Annotated in this window: 17 protein-coding genes and 1 pseudogene; 10 read left to right on the top strand and 8 right to left on the bottom strand. The window is 64.8% G+C overall.

The window, feature by feature from the left end:
• Positions 1-34: 34 nt before the first annotated feature.
• The 3 genes from A4X17_RS16750 to A4X17_RS16740 all read right to left on the bottom strand — a co-directional run bounded on the left by A4X17_RS16750 (position 35) and on the right by A4X17_RS16740 (position 2,186).
• A complete protein-coding gene (locus tag A4X17_RS16750; protein ID WP_064296794.1) occupies positions 35-682 on the bottom strand; it encodes an NADPH-dependent F420 reductase in 648 nt (215 codons plus the stop codon).
• A gap of 96 nt (positions 683-778) precedes the next feature.
• A complete protein-coding gene (locus tag A4X17_RS16745; RefSeq protein ID WP_064296793.1) occupies positions 779-1,366 on the bottom strand; it encodes a TetR/AcrR family transcriptional regulator in 588 nt (195 codons plus the stop codon).
• A 4-nt stretch (positions 1,367-1,370) separates the two neighbouring features.
• Positions 1,371-2,186: a CPBP family intramembrane glutamic endopeptidase gene (locus A4X17_RS16740; protein ID WP_197479113.1), complete on the bottom strand. Its 816-nt coding sequence runs from the start codon at positions 2,184-2,186 to the stop codon at positions 1,371-1,373.
• 88 nt (positions 2,187-2,274) lie between these two features.
• Here A4X17_RS16740 and A4X17_RS16735 point away from each other — a divergent pair, with 88 nt between their 5' ends.
• Positions 2,275-3,327 carry a hypothetical protein gene (locus tag A4X17_RS16735; RefSeq protein WP_082916250.1) on the top strand — a complete coding sequence of 351 codons (1,053 nt, stop codon included), beginning with the start codon at positions 2,275-2,277 and terminating at the stop codon, positions 3,325-3,327.
• 56 nt (positions 3,328-3,383) lie between these two features.
• Here the strand turns inward: A4X17_RS16735 and A4X17_RS16730 are convergent, their stop codons facing one another.
• Complete coding sequence (locus A4X17_RS16730) at positions 3,384-4,496, bottom strand: DNA alkylation repair protein (protein ID WP_064296790.1); 1,113 nt, start codon at positions 4,494-4,496, stop codon at positions 3,384-3,386.
• A gap of 158 nt (positions 4,497-4,654) precedes the next feature.
• On the opposite strand from A4X17_RS16730, the gene A4X17_RS16725 reads away from it, so the two are divergent.
• Both A4X17_RS16725 and A4X17_RS19050 read left to right on the top strand, forming a co-directional pair.
• Positions 4,655-5,182: a hypothetical protein gene (locus A4X17_RS16725; RefSeq protein WP_064296789.1), complete on the top strand. Its 528-nt coding sequence runs from the start codon at positions 4,655-4,657 to the stop codon at positions 5,180-5,182.
• Between the two features lie 310 nt (positions 5,183-5,492).
• The gene (locus A4X17_RS19050; protein WP_082916249.1) at positions 5,493-6,800 is read left to right on the top strand and encodes an AAA family ATPase; all 1,308 of its coding nucleotides are present in this window, start codon (positions 5,493-5,495) and stop codon (positions 6,798-6,800) included.
• An 833-nt stretch (positions 6,801-7,633) separates the two neighbouring features.
• On the opposite strand, the gene A4X17_RS16720 is transcribed toward A4X17_RS19050, so the two are convergent.
• The 3 genes from A4X17_RS16720 to A4X17_RS16710 all read right to left on the bottom strand — a co-directional run bounded on the left by A4X17_RS16720 (position 7,634) and on the right by A4X17_RS16710 (position 9,636).
• A complete protein-coding gene (locus A4X17_RS16720) occupies positions 7,634-8,341 on the bottom strand; it encodes an MmpS family transport accessory protein (RefSeq protein WP_197479112.1) in 708 nt (235 codons plus the stop codon).
• A 144-nt stretch (positions 8,342-8,485) separates the two neighbouring features.
• On the bottom strand, positions 8,486-8,908 hold the full coding sequence (locus A4X17_RS16715; protein ID WP_064296788.1) for a nuclear transport factor 2 family protein: 423 nt from the start codon (positions 8,906-8,908) through the stop codon (positions 8,486-8,488).
• The gene (locus A4X17_RS16710) at positions 8,899-9,636 is read right to left on the bottom strand and encodes an MBL fold metallo-hydrolase (protein WP_082916247.1); all 738 of its coding nucleotides are present in this window, start codon (positions 9,634-9,636) and stop codon (positions 8,899-8,901) included. Before A4X17_RS16710 ends, A4X17_RS16715 begins: the two co-directional genes overlap by 10 nt.
• A gap of 13 nt (positions 9,637-9,649) precedes the next feature.
• On the opposite strand from A4X17_RS16710, the gene A4X17_RS19745 reads away from it, so the two are divergent.
• The 5 genes from A4X17_RS19745 (at position 9,650) to A4X17_RS16685 (ending at position 16,534) form a co-directional block, all read left to right on the top strand.
• On the top strand, positions 9,650-10,123 hold the full coding sequence (locus A4X17_RS19745) for a recombinase family protein (protein ID WP_231884426.1): 474 nt from the start codon (positions 9,650-9,652) through the stop codon (positions 10,121-10,123).
• A 175-nt stretch (positions 10,124-10,298) separates the two neighbouring features.
• A complete protein-coding gene (locus A4X17_RS16700; protein WP_064296787.1) occupies positions 10,299-13,028 on the top strand; it encodes a DNA methyltransferase in 2,730 nt (909 codons plus the stop codon).
• On the top strand, positions 13,025-15,010 hold the full coding sequence (locus A4X17_RS16695; RefSeq protein ID WP_064296786.1) for a DEAD/DEAH box helicase: 1,986 nt from the start codon (positions 13,025-13,027) through the stop codon (positions 15,008-15,010). Before A4X17_RS16700 ends, A4X17_RS16695 begins: the two co-directional genes overlap by 4 nt.
• Entirely contained in the window at positions 15,007-16,191 is a 1,185-nt protein-coding gene (locus tag A4X17_RS16690) for a GIY-YIG nuclease family protein (protein WP_064296785.1), read from the top strand. The genes A4X17_RS16695 and A4X17_RS16690 overlap by 4 nt, the downstream gene beginning before the upstream one ends.
• Before the next feature lie 124 nt (positions 16,192-16,315).
• Positions 16,316-16,534: a DNA/RNA helicase domain-containing protein gene (locus A4X17_RS16685; RefSeq protein WP_064296784.1), complete on the top strand. Its 219-nt coding sequence runs from the start codon at positions 16,316-16,318 to the stop codon at positions 16,532-16,534.
• A 31-nt stretch (positions 16,535-16,565) separates the two neighbouring features.
• Here A4X17_RS16685 and A4X17_RS16680 read toward each other — a convergent pair whose 3' ends face one another.
• Positions 16,566-17,660 (bottom strand): hypothetical protein, encoded by a 1,095-nt coding sequence (locus A4X17_RS16680; RefSeq protein WP_064296783.1) that lies wholly within the window; start codon positions 17,658-17,660, stop codon positions 16,566-16,568.
• 223 nt (positions 17,661-17,883) lie between these two features.
• Between A4X17_RS16680 and A4X17_RS19850 the strand changes: the two are divergent.
• Positions 17,884-18,306: pseudogene (locus tag A4X17_RS19850) on the top strand (Swt1 family HEPN domain-containing protein); the annotation flags it as partial.
• A 384-nt stretch (positions 18,307-18,690) separates the two neighbouring features.
• Positions 18,691-24,603 carry a DUF3320 domain-containing protein gene (locus tag A4X17_RS16675; protein ID WP_369808471.1) on the top strand — a complete coding sequence of 1,971 codons (5,913 nt, stop codon included), beginning with the start codon at positions 18,691-18,693 and terminating at the stop codon, positions 24,601-24,603.
• Positions 24,604-24,689: the final 86 nt, after the last annotated feature.

The raw sequence follows: 24,689 nt of genomic DNA, 5'->3' as shown, positions 1-24,689 counted from the left end.
GAGCGGTCCAGGGCGATTCGCGACGCGGCGTGACCTACATGTCGCGGTAGCGCTTGGCCTCGGCGACGAGTTCGCGCAGCTTGTCGGCGTCGACGTCCGGGCCGTAGCCGGGGGTGTCGCGCTGGATGCGCCATCCCTCGGAGAGCGCGCCGATGTCGAGGGGCTCGAACCCGAAGGAGTCGATGAGGGCGGCGACGGTGGCCTTCGCGTCGGCGTCGTCACCGGCGATGACGAGGGCCCGGCGGTTCGGGGTGCCGGACGGCTTGCCCTTGGTGGTGAGGTCCGCGGCGTAGATGTGGTTGAACGCCTTCACGACCTTCGACTCGGGAAGGTGCGCCTGCAGCATCTCGGCCGTGGTGGTGGTCTCCTCGTCGAGCTCGGCGATGTGGCCGTCGCGCTCGGGGTAGTAGTTGTTCGTGTCGATGACGATCTTGCCCGCGAGCGGTGCGACGGGGACGGTGTCGATCGCGTGCAGCGGGATGGTCACGATCACGATGTCGCCACGCTCGGCCGCGTCGAGGGCGGTGCCGGCGGTGGCGTGCTCGCCGAGCTCCGAGACGAGGTCGGTGAGCGTCTCCGGTCCGCGCGAGTTGGACACGATGACGTCGTGACCCTGCGCCACCGTGAGGCGTGCGAGCTGAGAGCCGATGTTTCCTGAACCGATGATTCCGATGGTTGTCATGTTCAGGGGAACGGTTCGGGCGGGGTGGGGCATTCCTCCGCTCGGCGATTCTCAGCGGACGTTCATCCGCGTTGGATCGGTCGTATGGGCCGGTCGTCAGTCGGTGGCAGCGACGCCCAGGAGCGCGCCGATCGCCGCATCGAGTCTGCTCCGGACGTCGCTCTCGGGTTCCGGGTCGTAGCCGAGCTGGGAGGCGACGCCGCCCGCGAGCGCCCAGACGGCCCAGGCGGCGGTGTCGGGATCGACCCACGCGGGGATCTCTCCCTCAGCACGCCCGCGCGCCACGAGCGAGGCGATGAGCCCGCGAAGTCGGGTGTCGCTCTCGGCGATGGCGCCGGCGATGTCCGGGTCGACCAGCGCGACTTGTGCGAACACCTCGCCCTGGCGGTGTGCGGCTCGGCGTGGTTCGTCGAGCGGGAGGACGCCGATGAACAGGTCGACGAGCCACTGCCGCAGGTTCGGGCGGCCCGGTTCGCCGGGTGGCAGGGGTGCCGAGGTGTCGCGGAGTCGCGTGAACGCCGCCGCCACCATCCGCTGCTTGCTCGGGAACGCCTTCTGCACGGAACCGAGCGAGCAGTCGTCCTCACTCGCGACGGCGCGGAACGAGAGGGCGCCCAGGCCGGACCGCGCCACGATCCGCAGCGCCGCGTCGGCGAGTTGGGTTTGGCGCTCGGTCAGGTCCACGTTCTCAGGGTAGGGCTGGGGCGTCGGTCGTCGTTGCGCCGTCCGGCCGCGAGGACGTTCGTCGCCCGAGGAGCACCGCGTAGCCGAGCATGACGACGCAGGCGGCACCGAGTCCGACGAGCGACCGGCTGTCGGTCGAGTCGCCGCCGATGAAGCTGACGAAGTTCCAGGCGGCGTGCCAGGCGATCGCGGGCCAGAGGCTGCCGGTGAGCACGAGGAGTTGGGCGGCGACGAGGCCGAACAGGGCTGCGAACGCCACCTGCAGGATGGATGAGCCGACGTCCGCGCCGCCAGCGAGGTTCGCCAGGTGCAGGACGCCGAAGAGGACGGAACTGCCGACGACGGCAGTGCGGGTGCTGCGTGCGCGGAGGATCGCGAACACGATGCCACGGAACCAGGTCTCCTCGTTCAGCGCGACGGCGACGACGAGGACTCCGTACGCCGCGACGGTCGGTGCGTTGACCCGGATGCCCTGGGTGCCGAGGATGATCAGGACGGTGGCTGCGGCCGGGACGAACAAGAGTGCGACGCGCGCTCGCCGCGGACGCCGGAAGCCGTAGTCGCGGACTCGAGGCGGCGACAAGCGCATGACGACCAGGCCGAGGATCGCGGAGACGGCTGCTCCCGCGGCGAGCGTGAGGGCTGCTCCGGTCTCGCTCGCCCCGGAGAGTTGCGCTGCTGCTGACGCGCCGGCCGTGAACACCACGGGGACGAGCGCGAAGGCGATGGCGGCGACCCACGGCGCGCGCACGCGCCAGCTCGCGGCGGGGTGGTCGCTGGTCAGATCGGGCGTGGAAGTGTGCGAAGAAAGAGTGGACACGCGGAAAGAATACATGTGTATTCCGGACTTGGGTGACGGCACGGATCCCCTGTCGGGTGTATCGACACGCGTTGGGCCCGAGGGTCTGGTGCAGCAGAATGACGACGTGCCCCTCTATCGATACTCCTCAGCCAGCCTCGCGCCCGTGCCTCGGACGACCTTCGGGTCCGAACAGATCCGCGAACGCCAGGATCTGCAGCGACTGCTCCTGAATGACTTGTCGATCCTGGGCGACGACCTGCTTGCGATCACTGAGGAATACGGAGCGTTCAAGGACTCGTCGCGGCGAATCGACATCCTGGCTCTCGATCGGCGAGGCAATCTCGTCGTCATCGAATTGAAGCGGACTGATGACGGTGGCCATATGGATCTCCAGTCGCTTCGATACGCCGCAATGGTGTCGACGATGACGCTCGATCACCTTGTGGAAACCTATGCAGAAGCACGCCATGTCGAACTCGAGCAGGCCAAGCTCAAGCTCACTGACTGGATCGAGGAGCCGCTTGAGGAACTGCCGAACCGAGTGCGCATCATTCTCGTTTCAGCGGACTTCAGCACTGAAGTCACGAGCACGGTGCTGTGGCTGAATGACAACTACGGCACGGATATCGCCTGCTTCAGGCTGTCGCCCTATCGACTCGGCGACGAGCTGTTGGTTGATCTGCAGCAGTTGATCCCGTTGCCAGAGGCCACAGATTTTCAGATTCAGCAACGACGAAAGGTGACTGCGACGGCAGCGAATCGCGAGTCGGGCCGCGATTTCACGCGATACGACCTGGTGCTCGGCGACGAGATCATCACCGCTTCAAGCAAACAAGGCGCAGTGAAGCTCGCGATCATTGCAGCTCACCGAGCTGGTGTTGACATCGACTCGATCAGGGCGGCGACCAGGGGGCACCGGTGGAACGCTGTGCATCCGCGAGCAGGCGAGTCCGTTCAGGACGCGTTCGTGCGGGAGTATCCCGATTCCAGTCCCGGCCATCGGTGGCTCGATCTCGAGGTGCGCGAAGGAGACATCGCCTGGACGACACCGCGCTGGGGAGGCCCGGACACGGAGACGATGCTTGACGCTCTGGCCAGGGCGTCTCGCGGCAAACTGCGGATCGAGTGGTCGAAGAGTGATGTCGGAGGACGGGCGTGAGCGAACAGCTCGAACTGGACAGAGCACCTTTCTGACCGCAGGTAAGACCGTCTGAATCAGGACTCCACCGGCGGCAGTAGCTCGAACGCCAGTGGCTCGGTTGCGATCCCGTTCACCTGCAGCGCGATCCCGTGCGCACCCGGGTGGTAGCGGCGGGTGGTGATCGCGCGGAACGAGTGCTCGCGGGTGAGAAGGATGTGCTCGCCGGGGGCCAGCTCGGTCGTCGTCAGCTTGAACGTCTTCGTCGTCTGCGAGCCGTTCGCCTTCTGGTGGTGCACGACGTAGTCGATCGCGAGGCGGGCCGTCTCGGTGCCGGCGTTGCGGACGGTCGCGACGAATCGGACCGTTCCGCCGAACGGGATGTGGGCGCTGTCGACCGCGAAGCCCTCGACCTCCGTCGTCGCCGCGCCGAAGCCGAGGGCCGCGAGGGCACCCGGGTTGCCGCGCTTCACGAGGGTGCGCAGTGCGTGGCGGACGAGCGCCGGGGTGTTGGCGTCGGGGTCGGTGAGCCAACGGTCGGCAGTTGCGACGACGAGGTCGGGGTCGTCGCGACTGAGGTCGTTGAGGTGGTTGGCGACGGAGCGGCGCACGTATTCGCTCGGGTCGCTGTAGAGGGCGTCGAGGATCGGGACGGTGACGCCCGGGTTCGCGACGATCTCCCGCACGCGCACCGCCCACGGCAGGTAGGGGCGGGTGCCTTCGCTGGCGAGGCGGCGGACGTGCTCGTTGTCGGAGGTGGTCCAGTCGAGGACGATTGCGAGCGCACGGTCGAGGTCGTGGCGGAGCAGGGTGCGGATGGCGAACTCGGCGCTGAGGCGCTCGGTGAGTTCGGCGAGGAGTCGCATGGCGTCGTCGAAGGCATCGGGGGTGCTCTCGTCGACAGCGCGGGCCGCGACAGCGCTCGTCACCGGCCAGATGAGCCAGCCGGTGAACGCGGGGTTCGTCGCCTGGGCGGTGCGGATGATGCCGGCGAGCGTCGCGTAGTCGCCCGGGACGTCCTCGAGCAGGGCGTCGCGCAGGAGGTCCGCGCGTTCGCGGAGGGCGAGGCCGTCGAGTCGCTCGGCAGCGTGGGCCGTGGCGTCGAACGGGGTGCCCGGCGCGGTCTCCTGGAGCGAGCGGGTGAGGGTGCGGGCGACGGCGGTGCCGAGGAGCTCGTCTGCGAAGGGCATATGGCGATCATGGCGTGTGCCGCTGACAGGCAAGGGGTCGGGGCTGTACTGAGTCGCCCGGAACTGTTCCGGTATCGCCCGTTTTCCGACACATCCGGGCAACTCAACGCGACGGGACGTTCCGCCTCCGTTCACCCGGTCGCGATAGCCTGGCGCGCATGACTGCATCGCTGACTGCCCTGGCCGAAGAACTCACGCGTCGGGGCCTCGTCGCCTCACCGGAGATCGAGGACACCTTCGTGTACGGGCTCGCCCGCTTCGACGCGATCGACGCCGAGGTCATGCTCAACGTCGACCCGGAGCCCGAGGAGCAGGAGGGCGAGCCGGAGCCGGCGGCGCTCGCCGACTTGGCGCAGCGGGTCCTGTCGACGCCCACGGCGGAGTGGAAGGTGCTGCTCGACCGCGTGGCGTCGGAGATCGAGGAAGCCGTCGAGTCGGACGAGGTCATCGAGACCGCCGATCTGCGTGACGACCTCGTGCTGCGCTCGGTGATCGTCTTCACCGACGCCGTACTGCTCTCGTTCGACGCGCCGAAGCAGTTCCCCGACAGCTCGGTGCTCGTGCAGCTCGACGCCGACCTCGCGTTCGAGGCCGTCGAGGTCGAGCCCGACGAGGACGACGAAGAGGGTGTCGAGTCGATCAAGTTCTCGACCGTCGAAGAGCTCGTGCGCCGCCTCTCGATGTGAGTGCGGCGTCGGTGGCCGGGCCCGTCTCTCCTCCGGTTCACAAGGGGGATATGATCGTCAACTTCTCCGCTTCCGGGCGTCGCTCCTGGCGCAGATCGCGCCTGGCAGGTTCGTCTTCCTTCGAAAGCGCTGCCAATCCTCCAAACGAGGTGGGGTGCAGAGTACTCCATGCATCGTGACGTCGTGCAGAGGCTCGCACGAAAGTGCCCGGCTAGTGGCCCTGGAGACCTCCGGCGCTGAGTGACACTGCTCTTGACATAGCCATCGCGTGACAGTGTGCATAGCCGAGGGAAGCCTCTAGGCTGGGCATATGGCCGTCTCAACGCTCCAGGAACTCCGACTCGACGCCTTCAAGAGCGTGCGCGACGGCGTCGTGCCTATTGGTCCAGTGACGCTGATTGTGGGACGGAACGGATCCGGGAAGTCGAATGTCCTCGATGGCTTAGCGGTGCTCTCGGCACTGGCAAGCGGGGCCGATGTCCGTGATGCGCTCGATGGGGGCCGGCTTGGGCCAGTAGTTCGAGGTGGATCCGAAGGTTGTGCCCCGCTAGGACAGGACTCATTTCGGATCGGCTGCGTCGCCGAAATATCAAACGAGCTTGTCCACCTTGAGCTTGAAATTCGAGTCAGGCCTGACGTTCAAATCCTGAGTGAGAGACTTTGGACTCTGCGCACATCAGGTAATCGCAAGGGTGAGCCACTCGAATACCTGAAGTCAGATCCGCCCACGCCTCACTCAGGAGATATTGTTGCGCGTTGGGACAACGGAAAACGTGGCACAAACCCGCCCGTGACTATGCGCGCCAACCAGCTCATGACCTCCCAAGTGGCAACGCGGGTACCTGCCACGACAATTGCCGGTAGGAGGGTTCACGAAGTTGCTGAGGGCATGCTGTCCGCGATATCTGGCGTATTTCTCCTTGATCCCATACCGCATCAGATGCGCGAGTATGTGCCCGAGAAGGATAGTCGGCTGCGTCGAACGGCAGACAACCTTTCCGCGGTAATCCGCCAGCTCCTTCGGGAGAGCGAGGCGCGGGCCGCCCTTCTCGAAATGACCGCTAATCTCTCCGAGGCCCAGATCTCAGACCTTTCCAGTGTCTCGAGCGAGTTGGGCGATGTCATGGTGACAGTGGAAGAGCTAATTGGCGGTGTCACTCAAGCTGTCCCGGCCCGCCTTATGAGCGATGGTACGTTGCGTTTTTTGGCGATCGCTGCTGCAATGCTTGACTCTCCCGAATCCTCGCATGGATCTTCCGAAGGTGGGCGTATTCTCGTCGTTGAGGAACTCGAGAACGGTCTGCACCCTTCCCAGGCGGCGCAACTACTGCAGCGGTTGAAAGCGGCCGCGATGGATCGTTCCGTGCGGACGATAGCTACAACCCACAGCCCGGCGATTCTTGACGCTCTCGACGGCGCTGATCACGCCTCGGTTGTTGTGGCTAGCCGAGATGAAGAGGGATGGAGTCGGATCACGCGACTCGTTGACTTTCCTGACTACATCGAAATCCTTGGCAAGGATTCTCTTGGAGCCAATGCAGTCCAAGATCGGCTCAGACCGGGATCTGTGGATACTGAGACCAAACGACGCAACCTTCGCTCATTGTTTGAGGACTAGGCGATGCCTCGACTAATTGACCTCGTAGATACTTCGGTGTTCGCTGCCCTAATTCAGGTTCCCGGGAGAGATGCGCGCCACAGTGAGGTTTTGGCTGAATTCGATCGTCGCATCGATGGTGGGGTGTCATTCATTCTTCCTGTTTCGACGATTATTGAGACGGGGAATCTGATCGCCAATGGCTCCGGAGACCGTAGGGCGGCTGCGAAACGGCTCTTGAATGCCTTGGAACTTGCGCGAAAGCAGAGTCCACCATGGACAATCAGAGATGTTCCGTGGGATTCTGCGTTTCTCGACCGTTTCGTGGCTGGAGATTCGACTGGTACAGATCTGCTAGGGCACCTCACTGCTGGTTCATTGGGAACCGGGGACATAGCGATTCTTGTCGAACGGGATTTGATTGAGGAAGGGCTTTCGAACACGCAAGTTCGGGTTTGGACCTTCGATAGGCAACTTCATTCCTACGGCCAGCGGTAACGGGTGACTTGACCTCTCAGATTGTCCGCGCGAGTGCTGTGTGAGGCTGCCTGCAGAAACGCCTCCTGGCCGAGAGTCATGTGGGAGGCGCTCGCTGGCTCGCTGATACTTGAGTGGCCGCAATTAATCGCGTGCGTGCAGCCCGGGAAGACTAGCGCGTGTTCGAACCTAGGGCGGCGTGCTGCCCTCGTTCTTCGAACAAGCTGCCAGGTGCTCTATCCTGCGCGCTACCCAGAGTGGTCCGGTAAGCACCTCGCGATAATCACTCATGACCTTCAGCATTCCGGCGGAGGCGTCGAGCCGCAGAACACGAGCACGAGACGCCTGGGCTCGGACTTCGGTCAACCTGCGACCGCCTACTTGTTCTCCGACACCCCATCGGCACCCGACGCGGAGCACGATACCGTCGCATACGCGCCCGTCGAGGTCTGCTCGGCGACCACGTCGCCGTCGACGGTGATCTTGCAGCTGACGGACCCGGTGTCCTCCGCGCCGTTCTGCGCCTGGAGGGAGTAGGAGGCGAAGTCGTACTGCTGACCGGCCTTGACGGTCAGCTCCTTGATGAAGGGGAGCGCCTGACCGGAGGACTGCTCGGTGCTGCTGCTGCCGGCCGAGTACGTGGAGTAGGTGATGGAGGCGTCGGCGGCGGTGCCGTTGACCTCGTAGACGATCGAGATCTCTTTGTTGGCGGCTTCGGATGACTTCGCTTCGGCGGTCTTGACGGCGTCACTGATGAGTCCGGCGAATCCGGCCGTGTAGGTGACCGCGAGGATGATGCTCAGGACGATCGCGACAGCCGAGATGATCGTTCCGGCGACGGCGAAGCCCTTCGTCCGGTTCTTCAGACACAGTGCGATGATGCCGAGCACGAGGCCGACGAGTCCGACGAACCCGGCGATGTAGTTCAGGATCGGGATGAACGCACCGATGAGCGCGAACCCACCGACGATGAGGGCGGCGATGCCGAGGCCGTTGCCGCGCTTTCCGGTCTTCACCGGGGCCGGGCCGGGCACCGGCAGCGGGTAGGGCTGGTTCTGGGCGGGCGGCTGATTCGAATACGACATGCGCGTGGTGCCTCTCTGCTGCGTTGCTTCCACCGTACCGAGGTCGGCGCCCTGGATCACTGCCGTCTTCGGTTCGTGGTCCATGCCGACAGCGAAAGGGGCGGGACATGTCAGCCCCGCCCCTTCGCTTGCCGGCCCCAGTCGCTACCGGCTCGCGTCGCGGACGAGGGCCGTGTCGACGAACTGCTCGAAGCGCACGATGAGTCCACCGCGGACGACGAAGTGGTGGGCCACCCGGGCGTTCAGCTCCTTACCCGTGCCGCGGTGCGTCGCCGTGTACCGCGCGAGTACGACGACGTTCTCGCCGTCGACCACGTAGGTGTCGTCGTGCGCGGTCCAGTCGGACCAGTCCGCGCCGAGTCGTTCCATCACGTTGCTCGTGACGCCCTCCGGCGTCCGGTACGTGCCGGCGAGCGGGAAGCCGGCCATCTCGGTCCACTCGACGTCGGGCGCGAGGGTCGCCCGCAGTGCGTCGAGGTCGCCGGCGGCGGAGGTGAGGTACTGCCTCCGCACGACGTCGCGTGCTGCCGAGGACGGCTCGGTCGTGGTGGTCTCGTTCAGCCCCATGTCATCTCACCCTTCGCGACCTTCGGCCCGATCTGGGCGGCGATGAGCATGCCCGAGGACGGGTACTGCTCGACGAGCGCCTGCGTCGCGGCCGCGCCATCAGCGGACGCTGCGACGATCGTCTCGAACGCCTGCAGATACGAGCGCGTGTAGTCGATGGCGGTCGCGTCGTTCGCGGTGTCGGGGAGGCGGTGACCGGCGATCACGAGCTGCGGGTCGAGGGCCTGCATCTCATCGAGGAGCTCGATCCACGCTGCGCGGAGTTCCGGCGTCGCCGTGTCGGCGGTCCACACGTGCTCCTGCTGGAAGAGGAGGACGCCACCGAGGATGGCGCGGTGCTCCGCGTTCCAGAGGTACTGGCGGTCCGGGAGGGCGGCTGAAGCGCCCTTGAGTTCGAGGCGCTGGCCGTCGACGAAGAGTGCGTCGCCGCTGAGCGGGGTGAGGGGGACGAGTCGGGTGGGCAGGTTGGCGCCGAGGGAGGCCCAGGCGGTCAGCTTGCCCTCGAAGGACGCGTTGATGTGCTCGATGACGACGGGGGTGGCGACGAGTGCTGCGTCGGGGAAGGCGTCTGCGACGACCTCGAGGCCGAAGTAGAAGTCGGGGTCGGCGTGGCTGACGAACACCGTGGTGAGTGTCTTGCCGGAGTCGAGGATGGCCGCGACGAGGCGGTGGCCGTCGGCGCGGGTGAAACCGGCGTCGACGAGGAGCGCCTCGGTTTCGCCGGTCACGAGGACGGCGGACTTGTCGGTTCAGTGGATCCACACCGTCCCGCAGGCCGAGGCACACCTGGAGAAGGGGCTCTTCGCGAATCAGAACAGTGCCTGCAAGCTGCGCCAGGAGTTCACGCTCGAACGGCTCGCTCAACACTTCGACGTTCAAGGCGAAGTGGAGAGGTCTCGGTCGAGATATACCCGCCTCTGTCGACCCGATGTTCGGCAGCCTCATGTGGGTCGGCTGATGCTCCACATGCTCGCCACCTTGGCCGAGTACGAACGCGAGCTCACCGTCGAACGCGTCAACGCCGGCATCGCCGCGGCGTGCGAATCGGGCACCCGGTTCGGGCGCCCGCCCGTGACCCGCGAGATCATCGCCGAGAAGCTCGCCTTCGTCGCCGAGGCACGTAGCCGCGGACGCACAGCCGCGCTCGTCGGCTGGAGCCGCGCAACGCTCTACCGACATCAATCTGAGACCCGAAGAAGGGTCCCATCGCCTTGAACATGGGGCTGCCGGGGCTTCCACCCCTCGCCAAAGTCGGGATACAGATCTACATTCTGTAGCTGGTGGATAAGCTTGACCCGCGTGAAGATTTCGGCTGAGGGTCGAGCCGACATGCGCGAAGATCTGCTGGTTCTTCCCAGGCCTGTAGCGTGCACGAGAATAGGAAACACCCATGGCGAGACTGAGTCTCAAAGCCGTCGAAGAGCGCGTTGCTCCGCTTGCCAGTCGTGAGACCTACGACCGGGAGTTCATCTTCGATCTGCTCCTCGCGTTCGGGAAACCGCAGGGCAACGTCACCCGCCTGCGCAACGGTGCACTGAACGTCGCCGCGGATCCTATTTTCGAAGTCGCGCAGAAGAACACGGTCTACTTCAAGGAGACCACCGGAGACCTACTAGCGGTCATCGAGGAGCTCAAGTCCTCGCCTGCAGTCGTCCGATTCAGCACACGCTTCGTCATCGTGACCGACTACGTCGATCTCATCGCGACAGATTCGAAGACCGGCCAGATGATCGGGTTCCCGATCCGCGAGATCGACCAGCACTTCACTTTTTTCCTGCCGTGGGCAGGCATGGAGAAGGCTCAGTACGTCGCCGAAGCTCACGCCGACGTCAAAGCTGCTGAGCGCATGGGCAGGCTCTTCGACGAGCTGCTGCACGCGAACCCCGGGCTTTTTGATGACGACCGCGGCCGGCACGCACTCAACATCTTCTTCACACGCCTGCTGTTCTGCTTCTTCGCCGAGGACACAGGGATCTTTAAGGAGAACCAATTCACGAACTCCGTCGGCTCGCACACTCAGTCCGACGGATCAGACACGGCCGAGTTCTTGACAGACATGTTCGCCGCGCTTGACACCGAGAACCCGAAGGCAAAGCCGAAGCACCTCGCAGATTTTCCCTACGTCAATGGTCGTCTCTTCGCGATGACCGATGAGCATGTGGTGCCGCGGTTCACCAAGACGGCTCGCGAGGAGCTGATCTCGTCGGGCATGCTCATATGGCGCGAGATCAACCCCGATATCTTCGGCTCGATGTTCCAAGCGATCGTCACACCCGGCAAACGCAGTGACCTGGGTCAGCACTACACGTCGGTGCCGAACATCCTCAAGACCATCGAGCCATTGTTCCTCGACGCTCTGAAGGCGGAGCTCGATGCGGCGTATGACAGCGAGCGTCGTCTCGTACGCCTTCTGGACCGGATAGCCGACATTAAAGTCTTCGACCCGGCATGTGGGTCCGGCAATTTCCTCGTCATCGCGTACAAGGAACTGCGCAAGCTCGAACACGCGATCCTCGGGCGGCTCGCCGAGCTCAGCTCGACGTACCAGGTGCTGTGGGCTGATTCAAGAATCAGCATCGAGAACTTCTATGGCATCGAGATCGATGATTTCGCCACCGAGGTCGCCGTCTTGTCTCTGTGGATCGCGAAGCACCAGATGAACAGCGAATTCCGGGCGAGGTTCGGCGTCTCGATCCCGTTGATCCCGCTCAAGGAAGCCGGTCAGATCCGCGCGGGGAACGCGACGCGCGTCGACTGGAACGAAGTATGCCCGAACGACGACAAGTCTGAGATCTACTTGATCGGAAATCCTCCTTATGTCGGGGCGAAGACCCAAACGAAGGAACAGAAGATCGACTACGACTTCGTGTTCGAGGGTCGCTCATATTCGAAGAATCTCGACTACATCGCCCTGTGGTTTGTTAAGGGTGCCGATTACATAGAGGGTACGTCGGCGGCGCTCGCCTTCGTCACGACAAACTCGGTCGCCCAGGGTGAACATGTCGCTCTCATGTTCCCGATGATCTTCGCAAAGGGCATCGAGATTGGCTTCGCCTATACCTCCTTCAAGTGGGAGAACAATGCGAAACGCAATGCCGGCGTGACCGTCGCGGTGATCGGGTTGCGGAATAGGTCCTCAGGCCCGAAATACATCTACACCGATGACCTGCAGATCGCCGCGACGAACATCAACGGCTACCTCGCTGACGGCGAAAACGTGTTCGTGGACAAGCGGGCGAAGCCGTTGTCGATGGTCCCCACGATGTCGTTTGGCAGCATGCCCAACGACAAAGGGGCCCTCATTCTGAGCCCCGAGGAACGGAACAAGCTCCTTGACGCGGATCCGCAGGCAGAACGCTTCGTCAAGAAATTCGTGGGCGCTTTCGAATTTATCTCAGATATCGACCGGTTCACACTGTGGATCGACAACGTGGATGTTGGAGATGCCACGGCAATACCGGAGATTGCGGCTCGGATTGAACGAGTCAGGGCTTCCCGCTCAAGCAGTGAGCGAGCATCAACTAAGAAACTTGCCGCTGTGCCACACCGATTCGGAGAGGTTCGCTACAAGCCCACTGATTCGATCATCGTGCCACGCGTGTCATCGGAGCGGCGTCCCTACATGCCGATGGGATTCCTCGGCCCTGACACCGTCATCTCTGATGCAGCGTTCGCGATCTACGACGCAGAGCCGTGGCTGTTCGCGCTTCTGAACTCGGCGATGCACATGGCATGGACGCGAGCTGTCGGTGGCCGGATGAAAACCGACTACCGATATTCAAATACCATTGTCTACAATAACTTCCCTGTACCACCGCTCTCGGAGTCGAGTAGAGAAAAGCTCACGGTCGCCGCCCTGCGAGTCCTCGACGTCCGCGAGTATCATTGTGAACAGACCTTGGCTGAGCTCTACGACCCGGACAAGATGCCGAAAGATCTTCGCGCGGCTCACGCTGAGGTCGATGCGCTCGTAGACTCGATTTACTCGAAGAAGACCTATGAGACCGACGAGCAGCGTCTCTCGGACCTGTTCGCGATGTTTGAGCGTATGACCGCTGCGGAGACCGCGAAAGCTCCAACGAAGAAAACCAGAGCTCCGAGGAAGGCGGCATCGAAGTGAATGCGATTACCAAGCCCGTCAACGTCGTTGACGTCACATACGCACAAACGAAGGCCTCGGTGCATACTGACGAGCTCGGTATGCGCGAAATGCAACAGCGTGTATTCGCGAAGCGTGATGCTCAGCACTTGCTCGTGAAGGCCCCGCCAGCGTCCGGGAAGTCGCGTGCACTCATGTTCGTCGCGCTTGACAAGCTCTACAACCAGGGCCGCGAGAAGGTCATTGTCGCGGTACCGGAGCGTTCAATCGGTGCCTCGTTCGCGTCGACGACTCTAACGGATTTCGGTTTCTGGGCAGACTGGGAGGTCAACGACGCCAACAATCTCTGCGACGCAGGCTCATCGGCCGGCAAGGTCAGCGCGTTCATCAGGTTTCTAGAAGGGCGCGATGCGGTGCTCGTGTGCACGCACGCGACACTGCGCTTCGCCTTCGAGAAGCTCGCCCCCGAGGCGTTCAACGGCACCGTGCTCGCGATCGACGAGTTCCATCATGTCTCTGCGGACACCGAAACCTCTCGGCTCGGCGCGTTGCTGCGCGACGTGATGAACGGTTCCGACGTGCACATCGTCGCGATGACCGGCTCCTACTTCCGGGGTGACTCGGTGCCAGTTCTTGCACCCGAGGATGAAGCGAAATTCACACCTGTCACGTTCAACTATTACGACCAGCTCAACGGGTACGAGTACCTGCGCTCCCTTGGTATCGGCCACCACTTCTATCAGGGCCGCTACACCGAGGCGATCCACGAAGTGCTGAACCTCGACAAGAAGACGCTCGTGCACATCCCGAGCGTCAACGCCGCCGAATCGACGAAAGACAAGATCGAAGAGGTCGGGTTCATCATCGATGCCATCGGGCGGGTCGAGGCAACAGACCCCGACACGGGCATCATCAGCGTGCGCCGCACCGACACCGGCACGCTCGTGCGGGTCGCGGACCTCGTCGACGATACCAACCCGAAAAAGCGCGGCGACACCCTCCACTACCTCGCACACACCGCATCGGAACAACGTGACGCGGTCGACATCATCATCGCTCTCGGCATGGCGAAGGAAGGTTTCGACTGGCCCTTCGCGGAGCACGCGCTGACCGTCGGGTATCGGGCCTCGCTCACCGAGGTCATCCAAATCATCGGCCGAGTGACCCGGGACAGTATGGGCAAGGAGCATGCCCAGTTCACGAACCTCATCGCTGAGCCCGACGCATCACAGGGCGAGGTCAAGGTTTCAGTGAACAACATGCTGAAAGCGATCACGGCCTCCCTGCTCATGGAGCAGGTGCTCGCGCAAAACTTCACGTTCAAGACGAAGAAGTTCGGCGACGACGAACCCGCGAAGAAGGGCGAGCTGAAGATTAAGGGCTTCAAGGAGCCCACGAGCGGGCGCGTGAAGCAGATCGTCGCGACGGACCTCAACGACCTCAAGGCAACCATCCTGCAGGACGACACATTCGCGCGCGCTGCGGCCGGCTCGATCGACGCCGAGACGACCAACAAGATACTGATCCCCAAGATTATCCGTGAGAAGTACCCAGAACTGGACGAGACGCAGGTTGAAGAAGTCCGCCAGCAGGTCGTCGTTGACTCGGTCATTAAGAACAGCGAAGTCCGCGAGGTCGGCGATAAGCGCTTCATCAAGATGGCCGAGAAGTTCGTCAATATCGATGACATCAACATCAACCTCATCGACTCCGTCAATCCGTTCCAGCGGGCCTTCGAGGTGTTGTCAAAGTCGGTCACGCCTTCGGTGCTTCGGATCATCCAGGACACGATTGCAGCGACGAAGATCGAGTTCACAGACGACGAGGCGTTGGCGCTGGTGACCACGATCAAGACGTGGCGACAGGTGAACGGTAAGATCCCGGACATACGGTCTGAGGACCCGACAGAGAAGCGGCTGGCCACAGCGCTGCTGTATCTGCGGAGGCGCACCGCTGAGCGCAAGGCCGAGCAACGTGAAACCGAGACGGTGGAGCGGTCATGACGCAAGTTAGCTCCACGGACGACGAGAACACTGTCCTCACGCTCGACGACATCCTCGATGACGATCTGTTCACCGCTGCCGAGAAATCGAAGCAGCTCACGTCGTCGGACCGGCTCGAGCGGGCGTTCCTCGAGATAGCTGAGTTTCGTCGCGCGGAGGGGCGGCTTCCGAGTTCGCAGACGCGCGAGATCGCCGAACGGAAGCTCGGAGCACGGCTCGATGGGTTCCTCGCCAGTGACGAGAAGGCGTCCGCAGTCAGGCACCTCGATGAGTTCGGTCTACTCACAGCACCGGCAGGGCCGTCGTCGCTCGATGAACTGCTCGAAGGCGATGACCTCGACGGCCTCCTGGGCGATGAAACCGGGATCCTGGACGTGTCCGGTCTGCCGGTGATCAAGCGTCCCGAGTCACCGGAATCGGTCGCACAGCGTGTTAAGTCTGAAGACTTCGCGATGTTCGAGCCGTTATTCAAAGCCAAACACGCTGAGCTCGCCGAGGGCACGTTCGAGCTCAGGACTTTCACTGGCATGGACCTCATCCGCGAAGGTGTGTTCTTCATTCTCAGCGGCGTCATGTGTTTTGTCGCCGAGGTTGGCGACGATGTGGACCTCGTCGTGGGCGGCAAGCAGAAAAAAAAGCAACGGCTGCGCGTCGTGTTTGAGAACGGCACCGAATCGGCGATGTACAGGCAAAGCCTCATGACACGCATGTACGAGGCACAGGGACAGGTCCTGGCCCGCACCGGGATCGACGCGAGCGAAATCCTCGATGCCGATGTCGAGAGTGGCCACATCTATGTCCTACAGTCCATGAGCACTGACCCACTGATTTCAAACTTGACGGATCTGCACAAAATCGGGTTCTCAACCACAAGTGTCGAACAGCGCGTCAAGGGCGCCCAGACCTCGCCGACCTACCTCATGGCGCCGGTCAAGATTGTCGCGGACTACCGCCTCTACAATGTCAAGGCCTCAGCGCTCGAGCATCTACTGCACCGCGTGTTCGCAGACGTCCGACTGGACCTGACACAGGTCGACAGAAAGGGTCGAAATTACGATCCGTCCGAGTGGTTCGTCGTGCCGCTCAACGTGATCCACACCGCTGTGGCGATGATCATGTCCGGTGAGATCACCGAGCACATCTATGATCAGGCGCAGCAGCGCCTGGTCGAGAGTAGCTAATCAGACACTATATTCGCTCGCATGGTTATCTCGCGGTGTCGTTCGAGACGCCCACCCGACAACTGATCCGCGAGGTTGACTCTTCAAGCTGCCGCCGTTTAAAGCGTTCACTCCCGATCAGGGCATGGCGGTGGAAGGCATGCTCGAAGGGCTCTTTGAAGAGCTCGCAAGTTTTGAGCGAAGCACCGCGATTGTGCAGGGCGATCCCGGCACTGGTAAGAACATCTACACGGTGCTACTGACGCGCGGTATCCGCGGGATGTACGTATACGTGAGCGATCCCGACCTCCGGGCGCACCTCAGGAGTTTCTTGTCGTCGCAGTTCGAGGCCGGATCGCAATGACGGCAAGGCGAACCCGAAGCTGGACTCCGCGTTAGTGATTCGGTTGTAGTGCATGGAACGAATCGCCACGGCGGACGACGACGGTGATGTCGAGGCTTGTCATCAACTGCAGGAGCTCTCGCTCCGGGTGGCCCGGTAGAAGGATGACCGGGGTAACGGTGTAGCCAGCGCGGCGCGCGACATGCGCGTAGTCAAGAACCTGGCCAATGGCGGTCCTCACGTATGCGCGCCCGGAAGACTTCTTCGCTTCGACGATCCAGCCATTGGACTCGACGTATAGATCAGGCTCGATTGTGGACGACTCCGTGGGAAGCGTGAGTCGCTTGATGACGTGTCCTTGACTCTCGAGCCAACGGCCGAAGTCGGCCTGCAGCTCGAATTCGACCCGCGAAACCACTCGTTCGCCGGTTGTGACCAGCTCATCCTGGGCGACGACTATGTCAGAGTGATTCGGCGGCGTCCAGTCGGTGATCGTGGCACTTGCCGGGCGCTCGCCGCCATACGGCGGGAGGAGCGTGGTATCGGCATCGACGGGCACGAGATTGAAGATGATCCCGGACCGAGGGGCACCGCTCGCATCGGGGATTGTCTCCATTCGATAGACAGGCTCACCCGTTGTGAACGCGCCGACGTAGGTTGCCATCGTCCCGCTCGTCCGAAACAAACGGATGGTCTTGCCATCGGCAGCTGCATCGCGCAGAGCTTTGTTTCCGCGGAGAAACTCGTGGTGTCCTTCTTGCCCCTCGCCCGTGTACGAATAGGAGCCGTCCTCACGTAGCCCCTCGAACCGGTCGTAGCCGAACTTCGCGCCCTCCTTGGGGTCGGTGAAGATCAGAATGGCGGGGATGCTCTTCGGAGTCGAGATTCCGCCTTGCTGCTGACCACGAAAGGCATCATGGATCTCGCGGCGACGGACTGTGTCGCCGACCTCGAGCGTCCACTGACGTTCCTTGCTGGCCTCGCTTGCGGGAAGACGTGAACGCACTGCGTCGGCTTGCTCCTCGCTGAGCTCCCAGCGCGTCGTCCCGGTTGGAAGCGTGCCGTACAGCTCCCGGAGGACGTTGCGAATGCGTTTCTGATCCACCTGGAGCTCGAGGGAGAGACTTGCAGGTGTGATGAGCGGCATGAGCCGACACTAGCGGCCAGGTGTTGCCTATCGAGTGAATGGCCAACTCTTGTTGGGCAAGTGACCGTCAGTTGCGATGGGTCGGGAAGCTCGCGAGGCAGTGGTGTCCCCAGTGTTCGTTAGGGTTCGTACAGGCGCGCCCGGCAGACTTCCTGGGGTCGCGGCGACAACATCTCACTGTCGCGACCGACGCCACAGGGTGTAGTTCTGTCGCGGCCATCTGATGGACGAGGTCCGCGCTCGATTCCAACGCACCACCCCGATGAAAGGCCCACACGTGGACGCTTCTGAACTCAACTCCGCCGTCGGCCAGGGGCTCGAGCAGCTCGGGTTGGGGCTTCGCCCCATCGTCGAGGGTGCGTTTGCCGAGTCAGTGCCCGGGGTCGAGTGGACTCGGATCATCGAGGAGAAGGACCGCGCAGCCGGGGGCGGACATGGGCGGTACTCGGTGACCGACGTGTCACTCATGCTTCGGGCGATGACCGAGCGGATCGGAGAACTGGGGTACCCGTTCGACCGCGTGTTGTCGCGGAGCGCTCGCGGGTACGCGAGTGAGCTTCGGGAGGTTCGGAATGCTTGGGCCCACAACGCCGGGTTCACGGAGCAGACGGCGTATCGGGCGTTGGATTCGATGCAGTTGCTGTTGGAGAGTGTTGGGGCTGCGGAGCAGGCTGCAGTTGTGGGGGCGTTGAAGGGGCGGGTGTTGAGCCCTTCGACAAGCTCAGGGACCGAGGGGGTTGCGTTGGCCGAGACGGAGAGCGGTGGGGAGATGGGCCCTTCGACAGGCTCAGGGACCGACGGGGTTGCGTTGGCAGGGACGGGGCGCGTTGGCGAGATGAGCCATTCGACAGGCTCAGGGACCGGAGCGGTTGCGTCGACAGGGTTGGCCAGCGAGTGCGAAGCGGAAGATGGGCAGAGCGCCGCAGGCTCCATTTCCGTTGACGGCGCCGCAGGCTCCTTGGTCGCCGAAGGCGCAGCCCCCTCTTCCGTCTCCATCCGCGTCAGCGCGACGCCGACGCTCAGTTACGCGATGGCGCACTGCAGCATCGCGGTGATCGACGAGATCGTCCTCGAGAACCACGGTGGGGAACGCCGGGCGGCGTCCGTCGAGATCGACGTCGTCACCGCCGACGGCGCCCTCGCCGACACCAAGGTGCTCCTCGCCGACCTCGGCGAAGACCGCACCACCCTCCTCCGCAGCCCTGAGGTCCTCCTCGACCCACGCCGCATGCTCCTCGTCGAAGAACAGCGCCCCGGCGTCATCCGCGTCACCGTGCGCGACGCCGCCGGCACCCAGCTCGGTACCGTCGAGAGCCCCGTCACCGTGCTCGCGTCCAATCAGTGGATCGCCGCACCAGTGCAGCTCGGCCTCGAGCTCCTCGCCGCCCACGTGCAGCCCAACGCCCTCGTCGTCAGCGAGCTCATGCTCGAAGTCTCCGACCTCCTCGACCAGCAGACCGGCAACAGCTCCCTCGCCACCTACCAACTCGACGACCCCGCCCGCATCGACGCCATCGTCGCCGCCGTCTGGGACGCCGCCCGCGCCCGCGACATCCGCTACGCCGAACCGCCCGCCAGCTGGGGCCAGAGCGGCCAGAAGGTCCGCACCCCCGAGGAAGTCCTCACCAGCCACCTCGGCACCTGCCTCGACACGACGATCCTCCTCGCGTCCGTCCTCGAAGCCATCGGCATCCACCCCCTGCTCTGGCTGCTCAAGGACCACATCTTCCTCGGCTACTGGCGAGTCCAGACCACCCTCGACGTCGTCGCCAGCACCGACGTCTCCGAAGCCGTCAACTCCCTCGGACTCGGCCGCATCGGCGTCGTCGAGACCACCATGCTCACCGGCACCTCCGCCACCTTCGCCGAGGCCTCCCGCCGGCCCCACACCGACCACCTCGCCGGCTCACTCGACGACTTCATCGGCGTCACCGACGTCGTCCAGGCCCGCCTCCGCAAGATCTACCCGCTGCCCAGCCGCCGCGTAGGCGCCGAGGGCGAACCCGTCGTCACCCTCTACCAGGCACCCGAAGCCCGCGCCCTCACGCAGGACGCCCCGGCCACCGCCGAATCCACCGCCGCGGGCCACGGCCCCGACGTCCCGAAGCGCGTCTCCACCTGGAAGAACGCCCTCCTCGACCTCAGCCTCCGCAACAAGCTCATCAACTACACCGACCGTTCCGGCTTCGAGCTCGCCGTCCCCGGCCCGGCCCTCGGACGCCTCGAGGACAGCATCAACCACGGCACCCCGCTCACCCTCGTCGCCTCCGACAGCGTCGCGACGATCGACCAGCAGCGCGGCATCCGCTTCGGCCGCGACCTCGCCGAAAGCGACCGCATCACCTTCCTCGAGGACAAGAAAAGCGCCTTCATCGACGTCACCGAGGCCGCCTACCCGACGAAGCTCCGCGCCCTCGCCTACAAGGCCAAGACGATCGTCGAGGAGACCGGCGCCAACAACCTCTACCTCGCGTTCGGCATGCTGAGCTGGCGCTTCGGCGACCGCGACCTCCGCTCACCGCTCGTGCTCGTGCCCGTCACGCTCACGACCACGAGCCGCGGCTCCTCCTACCGCCTCACCCTCGACGAGTCGGGTTCCTCCACACCCAACTACTGCCTGCTCGAGAAGCTGCGGCTGAGCTTCGGGCTCGAGATCCCCGGACTCGCCAACCCCGTCGAGGACGGCTCCGGCATCGACCTCCCGGCCGCGTTCACCGCCGTGCGCCAGGCGATCCTCGACGCCGGCCTCCCGTTCCGTGTGGAGGAGACGGCGTCGCTGTCGATCCTCCAGTTCGCGAAGTACCGGCTGTGGAAGGACCTCGACGAGAACTGGGAGACCCTCGCGTCCAACAGCCTCGTCGACCACCTCATCAACTCGCCGCTCGAGGCCTACGCCGACCCCACGCCCGCGCAGACCGACACCGACCTCGACCGCCTCGGCCTCGACTGCCCGGTCGCCGCCGACTCCTCGCAGCTCGACGCCGTCGCCGAAGCGGTCGCAGGCCGCACCTTCGTGCTCGAAGGCCCGCCCGGCACCGGCAAGTCGCAGACCATCACCAACCTGCTCGCCCGCTCGCTCGCCGAGGGCAAGAAGGTCCTCTTCGTCGCCGAGAAGCGTGCGGCGCTCAACGTCGTCAAGCAGCGACTCGAAGACGTCGGACTCGGCACGTTCTCGCTGGACCTCCACGACAAGGGTGCGCGGCCAAACGTCGTCCGCGCGCAGATCAAGACCGGCCTCGACCTCCGCATCAAGGCCGACATCGACGCGCTGAGCACCAACCGCGAGCTGTCGGAGTCCGGCCTCCGCACCCTCACCCGCTACGCCGACCGCCTCCACGAGGTCAACGCCGCCGGCTTCTCCCTGTACTCCGCACGGAGTCGCCTGCTCGCGATGGACCACGACCTCGTCCCGATGGCGATCCCCGAGCAGCTCGTCGCCGCCGGCACGCCCGAGGCCTTCGAGGAGCTGCGGCAGGTGTTCCGCGACCTCCCCGAGCGTTCCGACCTCGCCCGCCCGAGCACGACCCACCCGTGGGCGTTCCTCGACGGTCCGTCGGCTCCCGGGCTCGACGCCGCGACCGTGCAGCATGCTGGCCGAGCGCTGGACGCAGCTCTGGCGACGACGCTCGACGCCGGCCTCCCGATGGACGCCCTGCGTCTCGCGACGCGCCCCGACCTCCTCGGCCTCTGGTCGACCGCGGTCGCCGCACCACGCCTGCCGATCGGCGCGCTCATGGCCGGGACTCGGCCTGAGGACTTCGTCCGGCTCGACGACGCCCTCGCCGCCGCCGAACAGCTCCGCGACGCCCAGGCCGAGTGGCGCTCGACCTTCACGCCCACCATCCTCGATCGCGACATCGCCGGCCCCCTCCACGCCGCTGAGCAGGCCGCGGCGTCGAGCTTCTTCGGTCGCAAGAAGCGGCTCCGGGCAGCGCTCGCCCAGCTGAGTGACGTCCTCGCCGTCGACGCGACCTCGTTCAAGGTCAAGCAGCTTGTCCCGCAGCTCACCGAGGCGAAGGCGGCGCAGGACCGTCTCGTCCAGCTCCGCGGCACGCTCCGGTCCACCGCCCTGCCGCTCGTCGGCGACCGCTGGAACCCGCTCGTCGAGCCGACCCAGCCCGTCCGCGAACTCCTCGGCTGGTACCGCTGGCTCTCGGAGGGCTTCCGCCTGCCGGGCACGCCCGATGACGCGTTCATCACCGCGGTCCGCGACCACTACGCCACGACCCAGCCGTCGCAGCAGGCAGCCCAGGCGCTGACGACGCTCGCGAGCACCTGGAGCGACTTCCTGCGCACCGCGTCCGTCAGCTCCGAGCGCCTGTCGGCGTGGTCGGGTGGCGAGGGCTTCCTGCAGGCCTGGTGGTCGACGCGCGACGCCCGCCGTCTCGACGCCGCCGAGCCCGTCGTCCTCGAACGCTGGCTCGACCTCGTGCGGGTCGTTGAACCGCTCCGCACCCACGGACTCGACGACGTCCGCGCCGCGATCCTCGCCGGTCGCATCGAGACCGAGGACGCGACACTCGCCTTCGAGAAGGGCCTCGCGCAGGCGTCGATCGACGAGCGCGAGCGCACCACCACGCTCGACGCCTTCGACGCCACCGCCCACAACCGCAGCGTCACCCGCTTCACCACGAGCGTGAAGGCCGTGCGTGAGGAGCTGCCGCGGGCGATCCCGGCGTCGGTACTCGGCCTGCGGACGTTCAGTTCGCAGTCGGAGAGCGGTCAGGTCGGCGGGTTGCGTCGGCAGATCGACCGGCAGCGCGGCGGCATGAGCGTCCGCGCACTGCTCGAGAACTTCGGCGAGCTCATCACGCAGATCATGCCCTGCACGCTCGCGAGCCCGGAGTCGGTCGCGCGGTTCTTCCCCGCCGCCGCCGAGCTGTTCGACATCGTCGTGTTCGACGAGGCGTCGCAGATCCGCGTCGCCGACGCGATCGGGGCGATGGGGCGTTCGCGCTCGGTCGTGGTCGTGGGCGACAGCAAGCAGATGCCGCCGACGACGTTCGCCGAGGCCGGCGCGACGATCGACGACGACGCCGACTTCACGAGCGAGGTGTTGCAGGACGAGGAGTCGATCCTCTCCGAGTGTGTGCAGGCGCGGGTGCCGAGCAAGTGGCTGTCGTGGCACTACCGTAGCCAGGACGAGTCGCTCATCGCGTTCTCGAACCATCACTACTACGACAGCCAGTTGTCGTCGTTCCCGGCGCCGTTCGCGGGCGCGGGCGACGGTGGGGTGGCCGGTCACGGGCTGGCGTTCGTGCGACTCGACGGGCAGTTCGAGCGTGGCGGTCGCGGCAGGTCGCTGCGGACCAACCCGGTGGAGGCGCAGGCGATCGTCGAGGAGATCTCGCGTCGCTTCGAGGCTTCACCGGACGAGACGCCGTCGCTCGGGGTCATCACGTTCAACGCGCAGCAGCGGACGTTGATCGAGGATCTGCTGCGTGACAGTGTCGACCCGCGGATCGCGCTGGCGCTCGATGAGCAGGACGGTCTCTTCGTCAAGAATCTCGAGAACGTGCAGGGCGACGAGCGCGACACGATCCTGTTCTCGATCGCGTTCAGTGCGAACGAGAGGGGCGTGATCCCGTTGAACTTCGGGCCGCTCACGCGTGCGGGTGGCGAGCGGCGGTTGAACGTGGCTGTGACGCGGGCTCGGCGACAGGTGGTGTTGTTCGCGAGCTTCGACCCCTCGGAGTTGCGGGCGGAGCAGACCTCGTCGATCGGCATCAAGCACCTGAAGGCGTATCTGGAGCTGGCTCAGCGGGGGAGCGAGGCCGCGGGTGAGGATGGTCGTCGTCAGGCGATCATCGACCGCCACCGCGACGAGATCGCCGACGAGCTCCGATACGCCGGGCATGCCGTGCGGACGGACGTCGGTCTGTCGGACTTCCGCGTCGACATCAGTATCGCGACCGAGGCGGAGCCCGACAGGCCGCTGGTGGCCGTACTGCTCGACGGGGCGTCGTGGCGTGAGCGTCGGACGGTCGCGGACCGTGACGGACTGCCGATCGAGGTGCTGAGCGGCCTGATGCGGTGGCCGGGCGTCGAGCGCGTGTGGTTGCCGGAGTGGCTGCACCACCGCGAGGAGGTGCTGGACCGGCTGGTCGCGGCGGTGGAGGCTGCTGCCGAGCGGGTGGCTGCGGGGAGTGCAGCGGCGGAAGCGTCGGCTGGTGCGGAGTCGGATGCGGCCGATGCGTCGGCTACCGATGATGCGGACGTCACTGGCGAGGATTCGGATGCGCCCGCGGCCGCTCGCAGCGCCCGAGTGCGGGAGTGGTCGGAGCGGCTGGCGTCACTGGAGACCCTGTCGGAGTTCCGCGACCGCAAGGTCGGTTCGGCGCAGTCCCTCGAGGCGGTGCCGGTGGCGGACACCTCCGCGCGCCACCCGGAGTTGTCCGAGTATCAGCCCTGGGATGCACCCACGCTGGGCGGGATCGAGGTGCTCGATCGCTTGCCGGGGCGTCAGTCGGTCGTCGCGGTGCAGGGTGCGATCCGTGCTGCGGTTGAGGCCGAGGGGCCGATCCACGTGTCGCGTCTGGCGAAGCTGGTCGCGGGTGCGTTCGGTCTCGACCGGGTGGTGGGTTCGCGGGCGAAGTCCATCCTCGACAAGGTCCCGGCCGAATTGCTGGGCCGCTCCGACGAACCGTTCGCCTGGCCGACGTCGATCGACCCACTCACCTGGCGCGGAGCGCGGCAGTCGTCGGCCGAAGCGGCTCGTGCGATCGAGCACATCTCCCTGGTGGAGATCGCGAACGCGATGGCGATCGCAGCGGAGGAGTCCGCCGGCCTCTCGCCCGACGAACTCCGCCGCGAGACCCTTGCGATCTTCGGTGGCAAGCGCGTCACCGCCGCGATCGGGTCGCGCCTCGACGAAGCCCTCGAGTTCGGGCTGGCCTCGGGGAGGTTGGCGCGAAGCGGAGAGACGATCGTTTCGAGGCTTTAATTGGAGCGCGGTCGCGGGTGATTCAGTTAGTCGAACCCGCGTAGGTCGCGCGGACGTCCGCGAGCGTCCGGGACAGAGCGAGGTCT

The organism is Plantibacter sp. H53, assembly GCF_001650455.1.
GTDB classification, from domain to species: domain Bacteria; phylum Actinomycetota; class Actinomycetes; order Actinomycetales; family Microbacteriaceae; genus Plantibacter; species Plantibacter flavus_A.
Note: the sequence above shows the minus strand (reverse complement) of the source record. Positions and strands in the feature narration are given on the sequence as shown.